This is a genomic window from Micromonospora sp. NPDC048905 (assembly GCF_040649655.1).
Classification (GTDB): Bacteria; Actinomycetota; Actinomycetes; order Mycobacteriales; family Micromonosporaceae; genus Micromonospora.
Genome location: NZ_JBEZFV010000019.1, coordinates 34,939 through 54,982, shown reverse-complemented (window position 1 = coordinate 54,982; position 20,044 = coordinate 34,939). Strand labels below are relative to the sequence as shown.

The 20,044-nt window shown below is 70.3% G+C and carries 21 protein-coding genes; 12 read left to right on the top strand and 9 right to left on the bottom strand.

The features are described 5' to 3' along the window. Positions 1-29: 29 nt before the first annotated feature. The 4 genes from AB0C01_RS31510 to AB0C01_RS31495 all read left to right on the top strand — a co-directional run bounded on the left by AB0C01_RS31510 (position 30) and on the right by AB0C01_RS31495 (position 3,659). Positions 30-314, top strand: coding sequence for a GlsB/YeaQ/YmgE family stress response membrane protein (locus AB0C01_RS31510; protein ID WP_099857898.1), 285 nt, complete (start codon positions 30-32; stop codon positions 312-314). 248 nt (positions 315-562) lie between these two features. After that, positions 563-1,849: a sugar ABC transporter substrate-binding protein gene (locus AB0C01_RS31505; protein WP_357244423.1), complete on the top strand. Its 1,287-nt coding sequence runs from the start codon at positions 563-565 to the stop codon at positions 1,847-1,849. Next, positions 1,846-2,832 carry a sugar ABC transporter permease gene (locus AB0C01_RS31500; RefSeq protein WP_357572863.1) on the top strand — a complete coding sequence of 329 codons (987 nt, stop codon included), beginning with the start codon at positions 1,846-1,848 and terminating at the stop codon, positions 2,830-2,832. The genes AB0C01_RS31505 and AB0C01_RS31500 overlap by 4 nt, the downstream gene beginning before the upstream one ends. Next, positions 2,829-3,659, top strand: a complete 831-nt coding sequence (locus AB0C01_RS31495) for a carbohydrate ABC transporter permease (RefSeq protein WP_357244429.1) — start codon at positions 2,829-2,831, stop codon at positions 3,657-3,659. Before AB0C01_RS31500 ends, AB0C01_RS31495 begins: the two co-directional genes overlap by 4 nt. Positions 3,660-3,683: 24 nt before the next feature. On the opposite strand, the gene AB0C01_RS31490 is transcribed toward AB0C01_RS31495, so the two are convergent. The 3 genes from AB0C01_RS31490 to AB0C01_RS31480 are packed head-to-tail and all read right to left on the bottom strand — an operon-like array spanning position 3,684 to position 6,060. Then, entirely contained in the window at positions 3,684-4,466 is a 783-nt protein-coding gene (locus tag AB0C01_RS31490; RefSeq protein WP_357244433.1) for a MerR family transcriptional regulator, read from the bottom strand. Positions 4,467-4,504: 38 nt separating this feature from the next. Beyond that, the gene (locus tag AB0C01_RS31485) at positions 4,505-5,266 is read right to left on the bottom strand and encodes an ABC transporter permease (protein ID WP_357244436.1); all 762 of its coding nucleotides are present in this window, start codon (positions 5,264-5,266) and stop codon (positions 4,505-4,507) included. Beyond that, positions 5,263-6,060: an ATP-binding cassette domain-containing protein gene (locus AB0C01_RS31480; RefSeq protein WP_357244439.1), complete on the bottom strand. Its 798-nt coding sequence runs from the start codon at positions 6,058-6,060 to the stop codon at positions 5,263-5,265. The genes AB0C01_RS31485 and AB0C01_RS31480 overlap by 4 nt, the downstream gene beginning before the upstream one ends. A gap of 93 nt (positions 6,061-6,153) precedes the next feature. Between AB0C01_RS31480 and AB0C01_RS31475 the strand changes: the two genes are divergently transcribed. Then, on the top strand, positions 6,154-6,774 hold the full coding sequence (locus AB0C01_RS31475) for an MOSC domain-containing protein (protein ID WP_357245173.1): 621 nt from the start codon (positions 6,154-6,156) through the stop codon (positions 6,772-6,774). Positions 6,775-6,906: 132 nt separating this feature from the next. Continuing rightward, positions 6,907-8,100: a low temperature requirement protein A gene (locus AB0C01_RS31470; RefSeq protein WP_357572862.1), complete on the top strand. Its 1,194-nt coding sequence runs from the start codon at positions 6,907-6,909 to the stop codon at positions 8,098-8,100. A 15-nt stretch (positions 8,101-8,115) separates the two neighbouring features. On the opposite strand, the gene AB0C01_RS31465 is transcribed toward AB0C01_RS31470, so the two are convergent. The 3 genes from AB0C01_RS31465 to AB0C01_RS31455 all read right to left on the bottom strand — a co-directional run bounded on the left by AB0C01_RS31465 (position 8,116) and on the right by AB0C01_RS31455 (position 11,474). Then, positions 8,116-9,297: a low temperature requirement protein A gene (locus AB0C01_RS31465; RefSeq protein ID WP_357572861.1), complete on the bottom strand. Its 1,182-nt coding sequence runs from the start codon at positions 9,295-9,297 to the stop codon at positions 8,116-8,118. A 190-nt stretch (positions 9,298-9,487) separates the two neighbouring features. Then, positions 9,488-10,390, bottom strand: a complete 903-nt coding sequence (locus tag AB0C01_RS31460) for a phytanoyl-CoA dioxygenase family protein (RefSeq protein WP_354979729.1) — start codon at positions 10,388-10,390, stop codon at positions 9,488-9,490. Positions 10,391-10,613: 223 nt separating this feature from the next. Then, entirely contained in the window at positions 10,614-11,474 is an 861-nt protein-coding gene (locus AB0C01_RS31455) for a hypothetical protein (protein WP_357572860.1), read from the bottom strand. A 401-nt stretch (positions 11,475-11,875) separates the two neighbouring features. Here AB0C01_RS31455 and AB0C01_RS31450 point away from each other — a divergent pair, with 401 nt between their 5' ends. Continuing rightward, a complete protein-coding gene (locus AB0C01_RS31450) occupies positions 11,876-12,640 on the top strand; it encodes an SDR family NAD(P)-dependent oxidoreductase (protein ID WP_357244453.1) in 765 nt (254 codons plus the stop codon). A 104-nt stretch (positions 12,641-12,744) separates the two neighbouring features. Here AB0C01_RS31450 and AB0C01_RS31445 read toward each other — a convergent pair whose 3' ends face one another. Further along, positions 12,745-13,554, bottom strand: a complete 810-nt coding sequence (locus AB0C01_RS31445) for an enoyl-CoA hydratase-related protein (RefSeq protein ID WP_357244456.1) — start codon at positions 13,552-13,554, stop codon at positions 12,745-12,747. Between the two features lie 19 nt (positions 13,555-13,573). Here AB0C01_RS31445 and hemW point away from each other — a divergent pair, with 19 nt between their 5' ends. Beyond that, positions 13,574-14,797 carry a radical SAM family heme chaperone HemW gene (hemW, locus tag AB0C01_RS31440; RefSeq protein WP_357245175.1) on the top strand — a complete coding sequence of 408 codons (1,224 nt, stop codon included), beginning with the start codon at positions 13,574-13,576 and terminating at the stop codon, positions 14,795-14,797. Positions 14,798-14,863: 66 nt separating this feature from the next. On the opposite strand, the gene AB0C01_RS31435 is transcribed toward hemW, so the two are convergent. After that, entirely contained in the window at positions 14,864-15,514 is a 651-nt protein-coding gene (locus AB0C01_RS31435; RefSeq protein ID WP_357244459.1) for a DUF4870 domain-containing protein, read from the bottom strand. A gap of 166 nt (positions 15,515-15,680) precedes the next feature. On the opposite strand from AB0C01_RS31435, the gene hrcA reads away from it, so the two are divergent. From hrcA to AB0C01_RS31420, 3 genes are all read left to right on the top strand, one after another. Then, a complete protein-coding gene (hrcA, locus tag AB0C01_RS31430; protein ID WP_357244462.1) occupies positions 15,681-16,703 on the top strand; it encodes a heat-inducible transcriptional repressor HrcA in 1,023 nt (340 codons plus the stop codon). Positions 16,704-16,778: 75 nt separating this feature from the next. Beyond that, positions 16,779-17,924: a molecular chaperone DnaJ gene (gene dnaJ / locus AB0C01_RS31425; protein ID WP_172862226.1), complete on the top strand. Its 1,146-nt coding sequence runs from the start codon at positions 16,779-16,781 to the stop codon at positions 17,922-17,924. A 1-nt stretch (position 17,925) separates the two neighbouring features. After that, positions 17,926-18,660, top strand: a complete 735-nt coding sequence (locus tag AB0C01_RS31420) for a 16S rRNA (uracil(1498)-N(3))-methyltransferase (protein WP_357244465.1) — start codon at positions 17,926-17,928, stop codon at positions 18,658-18,660. Between the two features lie 216 nt (positions 18,661-18,876). On the opposite strand, the gene AB0C01_RS31415 is transcribed toward AB0C01_RS31420, so the two are convergent. After that, entirely contained in the window at positions 18,877-19,317 is a 441-nt protein-coding gene (locus AB0C01_RS31415) for a MarR family winged helix-turn-helix transcriptional regulator (RefSeq protein ID WP_357244468.1), read from the bottom strand. Positions 19,318-19,405: 88 nt separating this feature from the next. Between AB0C01_RS31415 and wrbA the strand changes: the two genes are divergently transcribed. After that, positions 19,406-20,032, top strand: coding sequence for an NAD(P)H:quinone oxidoreductase (gene wrbA, locus AB0C01_RS31410; protein WP_357572859.1), 627 nt, complete (start codon positions 19,406-19,408; stop codon positions 20,030-20,032). Positions 20,033-20,044 lie beyond the last annotated feature (12 nt).

Here is a 20,044-nt window from a genome sequence, read left to right as displayed (position 1 = left end):
TGTCGAACATTCTTTGAAGGAGGGTGGCCGTGGAGCTCACCGTGTGGGGCATCATCACTGCGATCGTTGTTGGTCTCATCGTCGGCGCGCTCGGCCGCCTGGTTGTTCCGGGCCGGCAGAACATGCCGATCTGGCTGCACCTGCTGATTGGTGTTGGCGCGGCCCTGCTGGGCACCGTTCTGGCGCGGGCCATCGGCATCGCGACCGAGACGAGCGGTATCGACTGGGCCGAGTTGCTGGTGCAGGTCGTGGTGGCCGCGATCGCGGTCGCGCTGGTGGCCGGTGTGGGTGGCCGCCGCCGCGTCACCCGATAACGACCTCGCAACACCTGGCGCCACTGCGCCACCGTAGGACAGCGCGACTGAAGGAGCGCCCGGCCCAGAGCCGGGCGCTTTTTCGTGCCGTGTGCCCGACTTCAGCCCGATGTCAGAGCATCGGTCGTCGGGCCGCTGCGATACCGTCGCCTCGCTTCGATCAGTCCTGCCCACTGTCGTAAAGGAATTCTTCGTACTAGGGTGCGGCGGAGAAGGTTAGTTCCAGGCGGCGTGAGGGGAGAAGTGGCGTGAACAGGTGGAAGCGGTTGGCCCCGGTCACCGCCATGGTGGCCTCGGCCGCGATGGTGCTGACCGGCTGCGGGGGTTCCGGTGAGGACGCGGCCGACGACAGCAAGCTCACGGTCTGGATGATGGGCGAGGGCGGCGACGCGCAGAACGCCTTCCTCGATTCCGTCGAGACCGAGTTCCGCCAGAAGCACCCCGACACCGACGTGGTGGTGCAGTACATTCCCTGGCTCGAAGCGCCCAAGAAGTTCCAGGCCGCGCTCGCCGGTGGTGAGGGACCGGACATCACCGAGCTGGGCAACACCGAGACGCAGGGGTGGGCTGCCCAGGAGGCGCTCGCCGACGTCAGCGGTCGGATGGGCAGCTGGGCCGACGGCAAGGACCTGCTTCCCGACCTGGTGCGCAACGCCCAACTCGACGGCAAGCAGTACGGCGTGCCCTGGTACGCGGGTGTGCGCGCGATCTACTACCGCACCGACTGGTTCGCCGAGGCCGGCGTGCAGCCCCCGAAGACCTGGGACGACCTGGTCACCGTGGCCAAGGCCGTGCAGGCGAAGAAGAAGGGCACCTACGGCATCGCCCTGCCGGGCAACTCCGAGCTGCCGTTCTACTCCTTCCTCTGGGGTGCCGGCGGCGAGATCGCCAGCAACCAGGGCGGCACCTGGAAGTCCGGCTACACCACGCCGGAGGCGCAGCGGGCGGTCAAGTTCTGGACCGACCTGGTGACCGTGCACAAGGTGGCCCCGCCGGCGGCGGCGGGTTGGAACGAGATCGACGCGCGCACGCAGTTCGCCACCGGCAAGGCCGCGATGGCGTTCGCCGGCAGTTGGCAGCAGGGCGCCATCAAGAAGGACAACCCCGAGATCGAGAAGGTCTGGGGTACGTTCCCGATCCCCGGCCCGGACGGCAAGGCGGCGCCCGGGTTCGCCGGTGGTTCGGACGTGGCGATCTGGAAGGACAGCGAGCGGCAGGACCTGGCCTGGGACTACCTGACCGTGCTGCTGAACAAGAAGAACTCGCAGAGCTTCGCGAGCAGCCTCGGCTTCTTCCCGGTCTACAAGGATCTGGTCGCCAGTGACACGTACGCCAACGACAAGGTGATGGCGGCGTTCGCCACCACCATGCAGAACACCAAGCTCACGCCGCTCACCCCGAAGTGGGTGGAGGTCAGCCGTACCAAGACGGTGACGCAGGCGATGAACAGCTCGGTCATGAAGGGTCAGAAGACGGTCGAGAAGGCTACCGCCGACGCGGCCGGTGAGATGGAAGGCATTTTGAACAGCAAGTGAGCTCACAGACAAAACCCCCGGAGACGGCCGCCGCGCGGGAGGCCCCCGCGCGGCGGCGTCGCCGGGTGGACCGCCTGCCCTACCTGCTGCTCCTGCCCGCACTGGTGATCATCGGGGTGCTGCTGCTCTGGCCGCTCGGCCAGGTGGTGGTGATGTCCTTCTACCGCCTGAACAGCGTCCGGCAGCTGCGCGGCGACCGGGAGTGGCCGTGGGTGGGGCTGGGCAACTACGCCGACATCCTGTCCGATCCGTTCTTCCTGACCGTGCTGCGCAACACGGTCCTGTTCGCCGCGGCGAACGTGCTGCTCACGATGGTCCTCGGCACGCTTGTCGGGCTGCTGCTCAACCGGCTCGGCCGCAAGATGGCGACCTTTGTGGCCAGTTGCGTGATGCTGGCCTGGGCCACGCCGGCGCTGACCGGCACCATCGTGTGGAAGTGGATCTTCGACGACACGAGCGGCCTCGTCACGTGGCTGTTCAACGCGCTGCCCGACGGGCTCTCCGACAGCCTGTTCGGTCGGAGCGACTGGACCGGCTACGGCTGGTTCAACTCACCGCTGCTCTTCTTCGCCATCCTCACCCTGGTGGTGGTCTGGCACTCGTTCCCGTTCATCGCGGTGAGCGTGCTCGCCGGTCTGAAGAGCGTGCCGAGCGAGCTGCACGAGGCGGCCCGGGTGGACGGCGCCAGCCCGTGGCGGGTCTTCTGGAAGATCACCTTCCCGCTGCTGCGGCCGGTCTTCGGGATCCTGATCGTGCTCTCCACCATCTGGGACTTCAAGGTGTTCACCCAGCAGTTCGTCCTGGCCGGCGGCACCCAGGACCGGCCGACGTTCATGCTCGCCATCTACTCGTACGCCGAAGCCTTCTCCCCGCCGCCGAAGTACGGACTCGGCGCGGCCGTCGCGGTGATCCTCACGCTGATCCTGCTCGTGGTGACCGGCTTCTACGTACGGATGGTGCTCAGGCAGGAGGACGAGTCGTGAAGAAGGTAGCCCTCAACGCCGCCGGGCTGCTTGTCGCGCTCTTCGCGGCGTTCCCGGTCTACTGGATGATCTCGACCTCGCTGAAGCCCAGCAACGAGATCTTCTCGGCCACCCCGCAACCGGTGCCGACCCACCCGACGCTGGCGCACTACCGGGAGATCCTGACCGGCAACCTGATCCCCGGCGTGAGCTTCTTCGACTTCTTCCTCAACAGCGCGCTCGTCGCCGTCTCCACGGTGGTGCTCAGTGGCCTGGTCGCGTTGCTGGCCGCGACCGCGGTGGCGCGGTTCCGCTTCAAGCTGCGGACCAGCTTCCTGATCATGCTGCTGGTGGTGCAGATGATTCCGCTGGAGGCGTTGGTCATCCCGCTGTTCCTGATGATCCAACGGCTGGGGCTCTACAACACCCTGCCCAGCCTGATCCTCACGTACCTCGGTTTCTCGCTGCCGTTCGCGGTCTGGATGCTGCGCGGCTTCGTCGCCGCGGTGCCCAAGGAACTGGAGGAGGCGGCGGCCATCGACGGGGCGAGCCGGGCCCAGATGTTCCGGCGGATCCTCTTCCCACTTGTCGCACCCGGCCTGGTGGCCACCAGCATCTTCTCCTTCATCACGGCGTGGAACGAGCTGATCTTCGCGTTGACGTTCATCAACGACCAGGGGAGCTACACGCTGCCGGTGGCGATGACGTTCTTCTTCGGCCGCGACGACACCAACTGGGGTCCGGTGATGGCCGCGTCCACCCTGTTCACCCTGCCGGTCATCATCTTCTTCCTGCTGGTGCAGCGGCGGATGGTCTCCGGTCTGGTGGCCGGCGCCGTCAAGGGCTGACCGGCCGGAAACGCCGCCCGGCGGTCAGTCGGGCGGCGACTTCGGCAGTCGCTCCATCCGGTTCCATCCGGACCAGCCGCGCTCGCGCATCAGCTCCCGCAGCCGCCGCACACGCGGGTCGGACTCGACGGCGAGCGCGTCGATCAGGTCGTGCGGGAGATCGTCGTCGGCGTCCTCTCGGGGAATGACCTCGCTGGCGGCGTACGCCTGCTCTGCTAGGCAGGCCATGATGTCGGCGGCCTCCGCCAGCCGCGGGTCGTCCTCCTCGTCACCGTCGAAGATCTCCGAGAGCACCCGATAAAGTCGGACGACCTGCGGATCATCGAGGTGGGCGATCTTGCCGGGCATCCACTCGACGATGCGGTCGGGCCAGCGCGCCGCGACCAGGATCCACCCGTCCCGTTCGGCCTCCACCATCCGCTGGGACGCCCCGATGCCCCGGAGCCGGTCGAGATAGGCCGCGACCTCCGGTGGGAGCGCCAGGCTGTCCCCGGCGGTGAGCTGCGCGATGTGTCTGCGGCTGCTCTCCAGCCGTTGGATCTCGTCGCGCAGGTGGTTGTCGATGGTCCGGATCGCTTCGGCGAAGGCCGAGGCGTCGGCTTCGAGCATCCGACTGATCTGCGACAGTGGCACGCCGGCGTCGGCGAGAGTGCGGATCTTGATGAGCGACACGACTGCCGTTGCGCCGTACCGCCGGTAGCCCGAAGCGTCCCGCTCCGGCTCGGGCAGGAGCCCGATCTGGTGATAGTGCCGCACCGCCCGCACCGTGACGCCGGCGTACGCCGCGAGTTGGCCGATCGTCAGCATGCCCTGATCCTGCCCCCCAGTTCGAACAGCTCCCCCGTTCAGGAGATCCTGCGACGGTAGGTGACGTTGGCGAACAGGTAGGCGAGAACGAGGATGCCGGCGCACCAGGCGAGAGCGATCCAGATATCGGCGCCGACTGGCTGTTGGGTGAACAGGTCCCGGATCGCGTTGACGATGGAGGTCACCGGCTGGTGCTCGGCGAATGCGCGTACCGGGCCGGGCATGGACTCGGTGGGCACGAAGGCCGAGCTGACGAACGGCAGGAAGATGAGCGGGTAGGAGAACGCGCTCGCGCCGTCCAGCGTCTTCGCGCTGAGGCCGGGGATCACGGCGATCCAGGTCAGTGCCAGGGTGAACAGGACGAGGATGCCGGCGACCGCGAGCCAGCCAGACACGCCCGCCCCCGTACGGAAGCCCATGATCAGGGCGACGCCGATGACGACGACGATCGAGATCAGGTTGGCGACCAGCGAGGTCAGGACGTGTGCCCACAGCACGGCGGAGCGGGCGATCGGCATGGACTGGAACCGTTCGAAGATGCCGCCCTTCAGGTCCAGGAAGAGCCGGAAGGCGGTGTAGGAGATGCCCGAGGCGATCGTGATGATCAGGATGCCGGGCAGCAGGTAGTTGACGTAGGAGTCGGACCCGGTCTCGATCGCGCCGCCGAAGACGTAGACGAACAGCAGCATGAAGGCGATCGGCATGATCGCGGTGGTGATGATGGTGTCCGGGCTGCGGGCGATGTGGCGCAGCGAGCGACCCAGGAGAACGGCGGTGTCGCCGACGAAATGCCTGTTCATCGTTGTTCCTTGCTCGTGCGGGTGCCGACGACGGTGAGGAAGACGTCCTCGAGGCTCGGCTGCTTCTCGACGTACTCGATCTTCGCGGGTGGGAGGAGCTGCTTGAGCTCGTCGAGGGTGCCGTTCACGATGATCCGGCCCTCGTGCAGGATCGCGATCCGGTCGGCGAGATGCTCCGCCTCGTCGAGGTACTGGGTGGTGAGCAGTACTGTCGTACCTCCCTTGGCGAGTTCCTTGACGGCCTGCCACACCTCGATGCGCGCCTCCGGGTCCAGCCCGGTTGTCGGCTCGTCAAGGAAGATCACCGGTGGGTTCCCGATGAGACTCATCGCGATGTCCAGCCGGCGGCGCATACCCCCGGAGTACGTAGCCACCCTCCGGGTGCCCGCCTCGGTCAGCGAGAAGCGCCTCAGCAGGTCATCCGCGACTGTGCCCGGCTCCGGGCGGTGCCTGAGCCGGGCGACCAGGACGAGGTTCTCCCGCCCGGTGAGGACCTCGTCGACCGCCGCGAACTGCCCGGTGAGACTGATCGACTCGCGCACCTCGGCGGCCTGTGCCGCGACGTCGAAGCCGTTGACCCGGGCGGTCCCCGCGTCGGCCCTGAGTAGCGTGGACAGGATCTTCACCACAGTGGTCTTGCCCGCTCCGTTGGAGCCGAGCAGGGCGAAGATGGAGCCGCGCGCCACGTCGATGTCCACACCGCGCAGCACCTTCAGATGCTTGAACGACTTCTCCAGGCCCCGCACGTGTAGCACGGGCGGCTCGACCTGAGCGGTTGTTGGAGGGATGCTCATGGCAGCCAGCATGGAGGGTTGACGCAGCGTCAAGGTCAAGCCAGCAACGCGAATTCACCTAGGCTGACGGTCATGACGGGCAGGGTGGCAGCGATGAACCTCGGCATCGTGACCGAGGCGCAGTGGGCCGGCGACGCGAGCGGTCGCAGCGGCATCGACAAGCGGCCGGTGGACGGCCCGGTGCTGATCCGCGCCGACGGGGTGGTCGGTGACTTCATCGGCGAGCGAGCCCATCACGGTGGTCCTGACCAGGCGGTCTACGCCTACGCGGAGGAGGACGCCGCCTGGTGGGCGGCCGAGTTGGGCCGCGACATACGGCCCGGTGGTTTCGGGGAGAACCTGTCCACCTACGCGATCGACGTGACCGGCGCGGTGATCGGCGAGCAGTGGCAGGTCGGTTCCGCCCTGCTCCAGGTCACCAAGCCGCGGACGCCCTGCACGACCTTCGCGGGGTTCTGGGGCGTACCGGATCTGATCAAGCGGTTCACCGCGCGGGCGATGCCCGGCGCCTACCTGCGGGTGCTGCGCGAGGGCGAGGTCGGGCCGGGTGACCCGGTCGAGGTGGTGGAGCGGCCCGCGCACGGTGTGACGATCGGCGAGGTGTTCCGGGCCACCAGCCTGGAGCCGGAGCTGCTGCCCCGGCTGCTCGAAGCGGAGGACCTGCCGGAACCGATCCGGGAGAAGGTCCGCCGCCGCCTCGCCTCCCGCGGCTGAACGCGGGGTCCCGACCACGCGCGACAGTCCGCTCCGGGCTGGCTGGCCGCCGGCGAGAACCTGGGGACGGGGCCGACGGTTGCCCGTATTGTCCCTACCGGGGGCGTGCTGCGGGGGGCCGGGTGGAGCGCGATGTCGACGGCGACGGACAGCGATGCCACGGCGGCGTCACCCCCCGATCCGGGCCTGGAGCGTCCGGCCTTCCTGGAACTCTTCTTCGACCTCGTCTACATCTTCGCGCTTGTCACCCTGGCGACCGTACTGGCCGACAACCTCAGCTGGACCGGCCTCGCCGAGACGGTGGTGCTGCTGCTCGCGTTCACGATGATCTGGGCGCTGACCGTCTGGGGGGCGGACAGCATCGACCTGACCCGCCCGTCCGGGCAGGGACAGGTCATCTGGGTGGCGTCGGCCAGTCTGCTGTTGGCCGCGCTCGCGGCCGACGCGTACGGCGATCGTGGGCTGCTCTTCGGGACCACGTACGTGGTGATCCACCTCAGCTCCGCGGCCTACTACGTCGTGGTCATCTCGATCAGGAGACCGCCGCGTCGCAGCATCCGGATCCAGATCTGGGAGAGCATCGCCGGCGTCGGCTGGATCGGTGGGGCGCTCGTCGGCGGTTCGGGGCAGTTGGCGATCTGGGCGCTCGCTGTCGTCGTCGAGTATGCCGCAGCCGTGTTCGGCTGGCCGGTGCCCCGGATCGGTCGGTCCCGAGCACGTGACTGGCGGCTGGTCGGTGCCCGGGTGGCGGAGCGGTACCGGCAGTTCGTCATCGTCGCGCTCGGTGTCTCGATCTTCGTCACCGGCACGACCTTCAGCGCGAGCGAGTACACGCTGGAGCGTGGCTGGGCGCTGCTCGTCGTGTTCGCCACCGTCGTGTTGATGTGGCGGATCTACATCTACCGTGCCGGTGAGCTGCTGACCGACGCGATCGCCCGATCGACGAACCCGGCGCTGCTCACCCAGTCCGCGGCGGCAACCCACCTGGTCATGGTGGCCGGAATCGTCGGCGCGGCGGTCACCAGCCACCTCGTGGTGAGCCGCCCGCTGGGCGAGACCCCGCCCTCCTGGGCGGCGGTCATCCTCGGCAGCCCCGCGTTGTATCTGGTCGGCCGGGGCGTCCTCGACTTCACCGTCTTCGGACGGATCTCCCGGTCCCGGCTGGCCGGTGTGGTGCTGCTGGCGTGCCTGGCACCGACCACACCCCTGTTGCCGCCGGTCACGGTCGCGCTGCTCGCCATGACGGTGCTGCTCCTGATCGCCGCGGCGAACCTGGTGAGTACCCGCCGGCACGCGCGGGCGCCGGCACCGCCGATGCTGGGGTGACCAGGCCGCGCCGCGTCATGGCGCGGCGGCCCGGACCGGATGGTGTCGCGCGGCCAGCCCCTCCCCGATCAGGGTGAGCAGCAGCACCAGGTTCGCCAGCACCAGGGCGGCCAGGGGCGGGAGCAGGAGTGTGGCGGGCGCCAGCAGGGCGCACAGCACCCCGATCGCCAGCACCCGGGACCAGAGGGTCCGGCCGGTCACCACGGCGTCGAACAGCACGGTTCCGAGCAGGAACAGGGCCGGTCCGCCGAGGATGGTGGCCATCAACCCGACCGGCGCGGAACCGAACGGCCGATCAATGACCAGCGAGGTGCCCGTCGACACCAACACCACCCCGGCCACCATCACCAGGTGGCTGTACGAGGTGGAGGTGCCGGGGCGGACCCGCTCCACGGTCGCGACGCTGGGTGGGGCCAGGATCCGCTGGACCCGCTGGAAGTAGAGCTGGAACAGCAGGACCGCGCTGACGAACGCGACCGCGCAGGTGGCCACCCGGCCGGCCGTGAACCCGCTGTCGGCCAGCCCCATGCCGGTGCTCAGGATCAACTCGCCGAGCGCGACGATGAAGATCGCCCGGTGCCGCTCGGTGAGGTGCATCCCGGTGAAGATCTGGCTGGCGAGTTCGGTACGCCCCAGCCTCGGCGTCGGCCAGCCGAACCGCGCCGAGCCGAGGTCGACCACCACCGCGAGCGACCAGAGCACCAGTCGAGCCGTCTCGTCCACGAACACGCCGGCCACCCACGGCGCCACGGTGATGCCGAACCAGAAGAACACCCGGATGCTCCGAGCCTGGATCGGGCGATTCACCCGGGTGCCGGGGATCAGGACGGCGTCCCGGACCAGGTGGATGCCGAAGTACGCGGCGACGAACAGCCATCCGTACCGGCCGAAGGCGTACGGCGTGGCGATGGCCATCAGCAGGGTGCCGAGCATGACCAGCAGGGCGGTCGCCTGGATGATCGGCAGCCGGGGGTTGAACAGGTCGGTGAGCCACGCGGTCAGCACCCAGACCCACCAGGCGGCCAGCAGCAGAACGGCCGTCTGTAGCGCACCCCGGACGGTGAGGTCGGCGGCCAGGCTGGCGGCGAGCCGGGAGAACATGAAGATGTAGACCAGGTCGAAGAAGAGTTCCAGGAAGGTCGGGTACGCCTGCTCGCCCCGGCGGCGGAGGATCCGGGGAAGCGGAGCGGACGTCACTGCGACTGCCTCCTGTGCCACCCCGCGCCCTCCGGCGGGGGCGCCCCGACCTGCGCACCCGCCACGCTACCGACAGTGCGGTCTCCGGTGGTCGGAACGGGCTCGGTCCGAGCGGTCGGGTCCCCGCGGACACGAAACGGCCCTCTGCCGTGGTGCAGCGGTCGCAGAGGGCCGTTCTACGAGCAGCAGGTCAGCGGAGCCAGGGGATGTTGCGGTCGAGCAGACCGCGCTCCTTGAGCTCCTTGCGCAGCGGGATCTCGTCGTCGACGTACCCGTCCCAGTTGATGCCCCAGTAGTTGGCGGTGTGGGTGCCCTCACCGATCAGCTGGCGCTGCACGGGGGTGCGGTTGCGGTACCACTCGCCGTTCACGTCGGGGTGCAGCTCGTCCAGCGGACGGATCCACCGGTAGGTGTAGCCGACGAAGAGCATCTTGCGGGTGATGGTCGACAGGTTCGTCGAGCGCGAGTGCCACTGCCGGCGGTCGAAGATGAAGGCGTCGCCCGGGTTGGCGGTGATCTCCACCGTGCCCTCCGGGTCGGGGTTCTGGACGGTGAGGTCCGCCGGCCGGGGCAGCGAGTTCTTCAGGTGGCTGCCCGGGATGACCTTGGTGGCGCCGCGGCCGGTCTCGGAGAGGTCCGACAGCACGTACGCGACCTTCAGCGAGAACATCGGCCGGGGCAGGTTCGGGTCCATCGTCTCCGGGTCGGAGTTCTGCCGGTACCCGTCCTGGTGCCAACCCCAGTACGGCTTCTCCGGCTCGGCGGCCGGCGGGGTGACGTCCAGGTGGTTGTGGTGGGTGTAGATGTTCCAGCCGGCCAGCCCCCACATGTACGGGAAGGCGACCGGGTGGGTGAGCAGCTCGCCGAAGAGCTCGTCGCGCTCCAGGAACCCCAGCAGGTGCAGGGTGCCGTCCTTCTTGGTGGTGCCCTTGGCCTGCTCCTCCGCGTAGACGCGGTCGACAGCCGCCTCCAGCGCCGCCCGGTGGTCCTCCGTCAGGACGTTGCGCAGCAGGAGGAAGCCCTGCTCGTGGAACTCCTTGCGGTCAGTGTCGCTGATCGGTTCGTAACCGGTCCGGTCGCCGTAATCGAACACCGCGTCGTACCCCTCCCCATGAGGTGAAACCTTTTCTGGCACAGGCCGCCGATCGTAACGCGGTGGCCAAGGCCTCGGGGAGGGCGTGTTGCGTGTGGGGGACCAAGCCGGAACCCCCCGCAGCGGGAGGGCTGCGCACAGTGAGATCTTTGTGATCGAGAGACGCTCTTGTGGCTCTTTGTCCGATTGTGCGGTGACTGCCGGTTAAGAGATCCGGGGCCGGTCAGCCCTCGTCGAACACCTCGGCCACCACCCGGGCGGCGGAGTTCTGCTGCTCGTCCACCCGACCCCAGGTGCCGCCCCGGGCGGTCCACTCCAGGTCGCCGAAGCGGACCCGCTTCACCCCGTGGTCCTGGGCGTGCGAGACCAGCCAGTGCGCGTACCGCCAGCCATCGCGCTGATCACCCGGAGTCACCGTCAGGCCGGTCGGGTCGTTCGGGTCGAGACCCTTCAACCCCCAGTCCAGTACGAGGTTGCGGGTGAGCTGGGTGGCCGCCGCCGCCCCGTGCATCACCGGGGTACGCCCCACCGTGCAGGCGACCGCGCCGGTGGCGTCGCCCATCAGTGCCCGGCTGAGCACCTCGGAGTCGTCGGCCCACTTCTGGTAGGCCTCCGGGAAGGCCGAGCGCTGCACCCGCTGGGCGGCGTCGGTGACCCGCATCTTCTCCCAGCCGCGGACCTTCTTGAGCGCCGCGTAGAACCGGTTGGCCGCGTAGCGCGGGTCGCGGATCTGCGCCGGGGTGCCCCAGCCCTGGCTCGGTCGCTGCTGGAAGAGGCCGACCGAGTCGCGGTCGCCGTCGGCGAGGTTGCGCAGCCCGGACTCCTGGTACGCCGTGGCCAGCGCGACCACGACGGCCCGCTCGGGCATGCCGCGCTGGGCGCCGATCGCCGCGATGGTGGCCGCGTTGGCCATCTGGTCGGCGTCCAGGGCGACCCGGCCGTCGGCCTGCACGGTGCACTTGCGTGCCGACAGCGGCAGCTGCAGACCGCCCCCGACCTGCCGTACGACGAGCCAGATCGCGATCACGGCGACGAGGATGAGGACCACTCCACCCGCAACGGCTGCCCGAGTTCGCACCCACACCCCCAGATCGACAAGTCTGCCAAGCGTACGTCCCCGTCGCGCCGAACGGACCGTCCGAGCGGGTTCGAGGCCGGCTCGGCGGCTCCGTCCCGGTTCGGGGTCGGCTCCACCGACGCGTTCCGATCGAGCACATTCCCGCTGCGGGCGCGGTCTCACCTGCCCGGATGGCTCTCCCGCCCACCCTGACTCAACGACAATCCAAGCGTGTGGTGCCGGTTGTCGCTGGCCAGGTGGCGGGCACCCGGCGTCTCGGCCGCCGGCTTGTCGCGCGCGTCACCGCCTCGACCGGGCAGGGAAGTGGTTGACCGGTCAAGGAGTTACTACGGTTGACATGTCAATCGCTGGCCCGTCCGGTGGTACGCGATGCGACCGAGCCGGGTCACGGAGCAAGGAGGAGTTCCATGGGAACGCTCGACGGCAAGGCTGTGCTCGTCACCGGCACCGGCGGCGGTCTGGGACGCGTCTCCGCGCAGATCTTCGCGCGGGAAGGCGCGAAGGTCGTCGGAGCCGACATCCAGGTCGCCGGCAACGACGAGACGGTCGAACTCGTCCGCGCCGCCGGCGGTGAGATGACCGGCATCGCGCCGGTCGACCTCAGCGACCCGGAACAGGTGCGAACGTTCGTCGAGGAGGCCGCCGCGGTCTACGGCGGGCTGGACGTGGTCTACAACAACGCGGCCGCGCTCCGCTTCGGCCCGATGCCGGACTTCTCCGTCGAGGACTGGCGGTACACCATCACCGGCGAACTGGACATTCCGTACTTCGTGTCGAAGTTCGCCTGGCCGCACCTGGTCCAGCGGGGCGGCGGCGTCATCATCAACGCCGCCTCCATGGCCGGCCTGATCGCCGGTCACGTCCCCCCGATGGTGGGTCACACCGCCGCCAACGCCGGCGTCATCGGCCTGACCCGACAGCTCGCGCTCGAAGGCGCGCCGCACGGGATCCGCGCGGTGGCGGTCAGCCCCGGGCCGATCATCAGCCCGGCGAGTGAACGCGACCTGGGTGACAACCAGGCGGCGCGAGACGCGATCACCGGCAAGACGCTGCTCAAGCGGTTCGCCCAACCCGAGGAGGTCGCCGAACTCGTGGTGTTCCTGGCCTCCGACCGGGCGTCGTACATCACCGGGGCGAACTACCCGGTCGACGGCGGCGCGACCGCCTGGTGACCCCACCGGACGAGCCCTTTGCTCTGCTCCAACGGACGCAACACTCAGACGCCCTAAGTGGTGCGCCGGTTGAAGCAGAGCAAAGGGCGCGCGGACAACCATGCCTACCCGGCGTGCTCGCCGGAGCCCTCGTCCAGAGCGGCCACCCATCGAGCCAATCTCTTCTCCCGGAAGGCCGTGACCCCTTCGCGTCCCTCGTCGGACAGGAAGTACCCGGTCGACAGGGCGGACAGCCGGGCCAGCTCGCCACGCAGCTCGGCGGTGCTCGGCCGGCGCAGCAGCTCCTTCGCGCCGGCCAACGCGCCCGGTGCGCCACGCACCAGCGAGTCGCAGTACCGCCGCACCGCGTCGTCCAGGCCGTCCGCCGGCACGCTGGCCGTGACCAGTCCGATCTCGGCGGCCCGCCGGCCGTCAAAGGTGTCTCCGGTCAGATACAGCTCGGCGGCGGCCCGGGCCTGCAGCCGAGGCAGTACGGTCGCCGAGATCACCGCCGGGATCACCCCGATCCGCACCTCGGTGAACGCGAACGTCGCCTCGTCGGCGCAGACCGCCAGGTCGGCGGCGGCGATCAGGCCCAGCCCACCGGCTCGCGCCGGCCCGCCCACCCGGGCCAGCACCGGCTTCGGGCACTCCCAGAGCGCCGCGAGCACGTCGCCCAGCATCCCGGCGGGCACCGTCCCACTGGCGTACGCCGCGGCGGTCTCCTTCAGATCCGCGCCCGAGCAGAAGACCGGGCCGGTGTGGTCCAGCACGATCACCCGGACCGTCTCGTCGGCGACCGCGTCGCCCAGCCCGGCCAGCAACTGGGTCATCAGGGCGGTGGACAGCGCGTTGCGGTTGCGCGGGCTGTCCAGGGTGAGGGTGGTCACCCCACGGGCCGTGGCGACCCGCACGAGGACGTCGGGAGAGGTCATGCCGGGCACACTAGTGGCCATGCCCGGCGTCCTTCCAGATGGTGAGACCGTCCCCGTCGACGGATCGCTGCCCGCCACCGCCACCACGGCGGTCGGCGCGCGCGGCTTCGGCGTCTACGTGCACGTGCCGTTCTGCGCCAGCCGCTGCGGCTACTGCGACTTCAACACCTACACGGCGTCCGAGCTGGGTGGCGGTGCCAGCCGCGAGGGGTACGCCGACACCGTCCTGGCCGAGCTGGCGCTCGCCGCCCGGGTGCTCGGCGACAACCCGCCGCCCCGGGTCGACACCGTCTTCGTAGGCGGCGGCACACCCACCCTGCTCCCCGCCGACGACCTGGCCCGCATCCTCGACGGCATCGACCGCACCTGGGGGCTGGCCGCCGACGTCGAGGTGACCACCGAGGCCAACCCGGAGTCGGTGACCCCGGAATCGTTGAAGCTGCTGCGATCCGCCGGCTACACCCGGATCTCGCTGGGCATGCAGTCCGCCTCCCCGGGGGTGCTGGCGATCCTGGACCGCAGACACAGCGCCGGCCGCGCCACCGCCGCCGCCCTGGAGGCCCGCGACGCCGGATTCGAGCACGTCAACCTGGACCTGATCTACGGGACCCCGGGGGAGCGGCCCGAGGACTTCGCCGCCTCACTGGAGCAGGTCGTGGCCGCCGGAGTGGACCACGTCAGCGCGTACGCCCTGATCGTCGAGGACGGCACCCGGCTCGCGGCCCGGATGCGGCGCGGCGAGCTGGCGTACCCCAGTGACGACGTGGCCGCGGACCGCTACCTGGCCGCGGAGGCCGCGCTCGACGCGGCCGGGCTCTCCTGGTACGAGGTCTCCAACTGGGCGCGCACCGACGACGCCCGGTGCCGGCACAACCTGCTCTACTGGACCGGCGCGGACTGGTGGGGGCTGGGGCCGGGGGCGCACAGCCACGTCGGCGGGGTGCGCTGGTGGAACGTCAAACACCCCACGGCGTACGCCCAGCGGCTGGCTGCGGGCACGTCTCCCGGCCTGGCCCGGGAGGTGCTCACGGCCGACGAGGCGCACATGGAGGACGTGATGCTCCGGCTGCGGCTCGCCAGCGGCCTGCCGCTGGCGGTGCTCGACGCCACCGGGCGGGCCGGCGCCGAGCGGGCGCTGGCCGGCGGCCTGCTGGCCGCCGACGAGTACAAGGCCGGTCGGGCGGTGCTCACCCTGCGCGGGCGGCTGCTCGCCGACGCGGTCGTGCGCGACCTGCTGCCCTGAGCCAGCCCCGCCGCCCCGGACCGGGGCAGCGGGGCACCGACCGGCCGGGGGAGCGGCCGGAGCGGGTCACTTGATGAAGCTGGCCGAGAGCGGGTAGCGGTAGAGCTGGCCCTCGTTGGCCTTGATGCCGGCGATGATGCCGAACACAGCGCCGAGAATGATGGCCGCCCCGACCCCGATGAAGCCGATCAGGATGCAGGACAGCACCCAGCCGACCAGGCCGACGACCGACCAGATGAGCTGGAAGTTCAGCGCCGCCGCGGCGTGCGACCGCACCGTCGGGGACTGGTTTCCCCGGGCCAGCAGCGCCACCAGCGGCGCGATCCAGCCCAGCACCCCGCCGCTGAGGATCATCCCGGCGGCACCGCCGAAGTGCGCGACGAGCGCCCAGGTCTTGTCCTCGTTGCTGGCGAAACCGCCACCGGGGCCGCCGTAGGCGCCGCCGGTCGGATATCCGCCACCGGGCGGCGGGTAACCGCCGGCCGGCGGATAGCCTCCGGGCGGCGGGTAGCCACCAGCCGGGGGGTAGCCGCCCGACGACGGTTGGTCACCGGTGGGCGGCGGATAGCCACCGGCCGGGGGATAGCCGCCCGGGCCAGGCGCCCCGGACAGTGGTGCGGTGGGTGGCTCAGCCGACGGATACGAGCTGGGAGAGGTCGGCTCCGGCGGGTAGTTGCCGGGGTCACCCGCGCCGGGAGGGCGAGGAGGTTCAGTCATGGGTGTCACGGTAGGGGTCCGTGGCAACGCCGCACCAGTGGGCGGCCGTTGATCATCGCGCTGGCGGGTACGCCGACGTAGACTGGCACTCGTTACAGTCGAGTGCCAGGGCGGCCCGACCGGGGCCACGGCGCCGGCGGCCGACGTGCGACAGGAGGTGCGGAGGATGGGTCTCGACGACCGGAAACTCGCTGTGCTCCGCGCGATCGTCGAGGACTACGTCTCCACCCAGGAGCCCGTCGGCAGCAAGGCGCTGGTCGAGCGGCACCAACTCGGGGTCTCCCCGGCCACGGTCCGCAACGACATGGCCGTGCTGGAGGAGGAGGGCTACATCCGGCAGCCGCACACAAGTGCCGGCCGGGTGCCCACCGACCGCGGCTATCGACTCTTCGTCGACCGGTTGTCCCGGGTCAAGCCGCTCAGCCCGGCGGAACGTCGGGCGATCGAGCGCTTCCTGGTCGGCGCGGTCGACCTCGACGACGTGGTGCACCGCACAGTCCGGCTGCTCGCCCAGCTGACCCGGCAGGTGGCCGTCGTGCAGTATCCGAGCCTGGCCCGCTCCTCGGTTCGGCACCTGGAGCTGGTGCCGATCTCCACCACCCGGCTGATGCTCGTCATGATCGCCGACACCGGGCGCGTGGAGCAGCGGCTGGTGGAGTTGCCCGGGCCGGTGCCCGCCGACAACGTCACCGATCTGCGCCGGCTGGTCAACGAGAAGCTCGCCGGCGCGCGGCTGTCCGACACGCCACCGTTGGTGCAGGCGCTCGTCGAGGAGGCGCCGTCCGAGCTGCGTCCGGCGATGACCACGCTCTCCACGGTGCTCCTGGAGACGCTTGTCGAGCGGCACGAGGAACGCATCGCGCTGGCCGGCACCGCCAACCTCACCCGCGGCGGCCTGCTCGACTTCCAGGGTTCGCTACGGCCGATCCTGGAGGCGCTGGAGGAGGAGGTCGTGCTCCTCAAGCTCATCGGTGAGACCGAGCCGAGCACGACCCGGGTGCTGATCGGTGACGAGAACGAGTTCGACAACCTGCGGGCCGCCTCGGTGGTCAGCACCGGGTACGGCCCGGGCGCCACGATCGTCGGCGGCCTCGGGGTGCTGGGTCCCACCCGGATGGACTACCCCGGCAATATCGCCACGGTGCGCGCCGTGGCACGCTACGTGGGCGAGTTGCTGGCCCAGAACTGATTGGTCAGGGCCGATGCGGCCGGCTGCGGCCGCCGACCGGCACAACGCGAGACGAACATGAGGACACGGAACGCAGTGGCCAGGGACTACTACGGCATTCTCGGTGTGAGCCGGGAAGCCTCCGATGACGAGATCAAGCGCGCCTACCGCAAGTTGGCGCGCCAGTTCCACCCGGACGTCAATCCGGACCCGGAGGCTCAGGAGAAGTTCAAGGACATCAACGCCGCGTACGAGGTCCTCTCGGACGACCGGAAGCGGCAGATCGTCGACCTGGGTGGCGACCCGCTCGCCCCGGGCGGCGGTGGCGCCGGCGGCCCGGGTGGCCCCGGTGGTGCCGGTCCGTTCGTCGGTTTCCAGGACATCATGGACGCGTTCTTCGGTGGCGCGGCCGGTGGGGCGCGCGGTCCCCGTCCCCGGACCCGCCCGGGTGCCGACGCGATCCTGCGCCTCGAACTGGACCTGCACGAGACGGCGTTCGGCGTCGAGGCCCCGATCACCGTCGACACCGCTGTGCTCTGCACCACCTGCTCCGGCGCCGGCACGGCCGCCGGCACCCACCTGGCGACCTGTGAGGCGTGCGCCGGCCGGGGTGAGGTGCAGTCGGTGCAGCGCACCTTCCTCGGCCAGGTGGTCTCCGCCCGGCCGTGCACGGTGTGCCAGGGCTACGGCACCACCATCCCGCACCCCTGCCCCACCTGCGCCGGCGACGGCCGGGTGCGCACCCGTCGTTCGCTGACCGTCAAGATCCCGGCCGGTGTCGAGGACGGCATGCGGATCCGGCTGGCCCAGCAGGGCGAGGTCGGCCCGGGCGGCGGCACCGCCGGTGACCTCTACGTGGAGATCCACGAGCGTCCGCACGACGTCTACTCCCGCAAGGGCGACGACCTGCACTGCCGGGTCACCGTGCCGATGACCGCTGCGGCGCTCGGCACCCGCCTGACCATCAAGACGCTGGACAGCGAGGAGACGGTCGACGTCAAGGCCGGCACCCAACCGGCCAGCACGCTGCGACTGCGCGCCCGGGGCGTGCCACATCTGCGCGGCACCGGCCGAGGCGACCTCTACGTGCACCTCGACGTGCGAACCCCGACCAAGCTCGACCCCGACCAGGAGAAGATGCTGCGCGACTTCGCCAAGACCCGTGGTGAGGAGGTCGCCGAGTTATCCAAGCAGGGCGGCTTCTTCTCGCGGATGCGCGACGCGTTCAACGGGCACGCCTGAGGTGTCCGCGCCGCTGTTCCTGGTCGAGGCGCTGCCCACCGGTGACGCGTTGACCCTGGACGGCCCGGAGGGGCACCACGCCGCCACCGTGCAGCGGCTGCGGGTCGGCGAGGAACTGCTGCTCGCCGACGGTCGGGGCGGCACGGCCGCCGCCGTGGTCACCGCCGTCGGCCGGGGCAGCCTGGAGGTCGCCATCACCTCCCGGGGGTACGCGGACGCGCCGGTCCCCCGGATCGTGGTGGTGCAGGGCATCGCCAAGGGCGACCGGGGTGAGCTGGCGGTGCAGGCGATGACCGAGGTCGGGGTGGACGAGATCGTGCCCTGGGCGGCGTCCCGCTCGGTCACCCAGTGGCGCGGCGACCGGGGCGTACGGGCGCGGGAGAAGTGGGTGGCCACCGCTCGGGAGGCCGCCAAGCAGGCCCGCCGGCCGTGGTTGCCCGTGGTGGCCGGCGCGCCCGACGAGTCCACCGCCACCGTCGCCCGCCGGATCGCCGGTGCTGCCGCCGGGTTCGTGCTGCACGAGGAGGCCGAGGAGCGGCTCAGCACCGCCGAGCTGCCGCCCAGCGGTGAGATCGTCCTGGTCGTCGGCCCCGAGGGTGGCATCGCTCCGGCCGAGCTGACGGCCCTCCGGGAGGCGGGCGGGCGAGTCGTGCGGCTCGGCCCGGCCGTGCTGCGTACCTCGACGGCCGGCGTGGCGGCGCTCAGCGTGCTGGCCACCCGCCTCGGTCGCTGGTAACCCGCTCCTGCGGTCGCGCCGGCCTGCTTGTGACGGTCAGTGCCGGCCACCCCCAGGTCGGCGGTCATGGCGAACAGGGAACGACGCGCGACCGTGTCTCCGCGCGCTCGGCTCCAGATCCGGATACCGGAGTCGTGGTCCAGCGCCGCTGTACGGCAGCGATGACGTGCGCCAGGCACCGACCGCGGCACGCCGGACTCTCGCACGGCGTGACGGTCAAGCGGGCAGCTTGCCGCTGACGTTGGTGGACATCGTGTGCAGGATGCCGGGCAGTTGCTCGAGCATCTCGGCGGGCAGGTCGCGGATCGTCTCCTCCGCAAGGGTGAGCCAAAGCTGCTGGATCTGCCCGACCAGCGCCTTGCCGCTGGCGGTGAGCGCGACGACGGTGGCGCGCTTGTCGGCCGGATCGGGTGTGCGCTTGATGTGGCCGGAGGCCTCCAGCTTCCGGGTCATCAGCGTGACGCTGGGTGGTTCACAACCCAGCGCCTCGCTGAGCTGCGCTTGGATGCGAGGGCCACTCCGGTCGAGTTCCAGCAACAGAGCCTCCTGGCCGACGTGCAGGCCGAGCGAGGCGAGCAGGTGCGCCGCCCTGGCCCGGTGACGCAGGCTGAGCAGGCGGATCGCCTGGTTCAGGGCGTCGGCGTACTCGTAATCCACGGAACCTCCTTGACAGCGGCATTAGTTATGCGCATAACATTATCTGCCTAATGATTAAGCGCATAACTAACGCTACCAAGGAGTCAACATGACGGTGAAGGTCGCAGTCATCTACTACAGCTCTACCGGTACCGTGCATGCCCTCGCGCAGGCCGTTGCCGACGGGGCCATGACCACCGGCGCGGAGGTGCGCCTGCGCCGGGCGGCCGAGCTCGCGCCGAATGAGGCGATCGATCAGAATCCGCTGTGGCGCCGGCACGCCGACGCCACCAAGTCGGTGCCCGTGGCCGAGCTCGACGACCTCGCCTGGGCTGATGCGTTCGCGTTCGGCACGCCGACCCGCTTCGGCACGCCGGCGGCGCAGCTCAAGCAGTTCATCGACCAGGCCGGCGGCCTGTGGCGTGAGGGCGTGCTGGCCGACAAGGCGGTCACGGCTTTCACCTCGGCCTATAACCGGCACGGTGGCAGCGAAGCCACCATCCTCGCGCTCGGCAACGTCTTCTACCACTGGGGCTCGGTCATCATCCCGCCCGGCTTCACCGACGCCACCGTCTACGCGGCCGGCGGCAACCCCTACGGCACCGTCGCGACCGGCAGCGAGGGTGCCGACGCCGCGGCTCTCGGGGCCGCTCGCTACCAGGGGCAGCGTCTGGCCAATTTCGCCGCCCGGCTTAGCGGCGACGTCCTCGTCCCGAGCCGCTCCGCAGCGGCGTGAGCAGTCACCCTG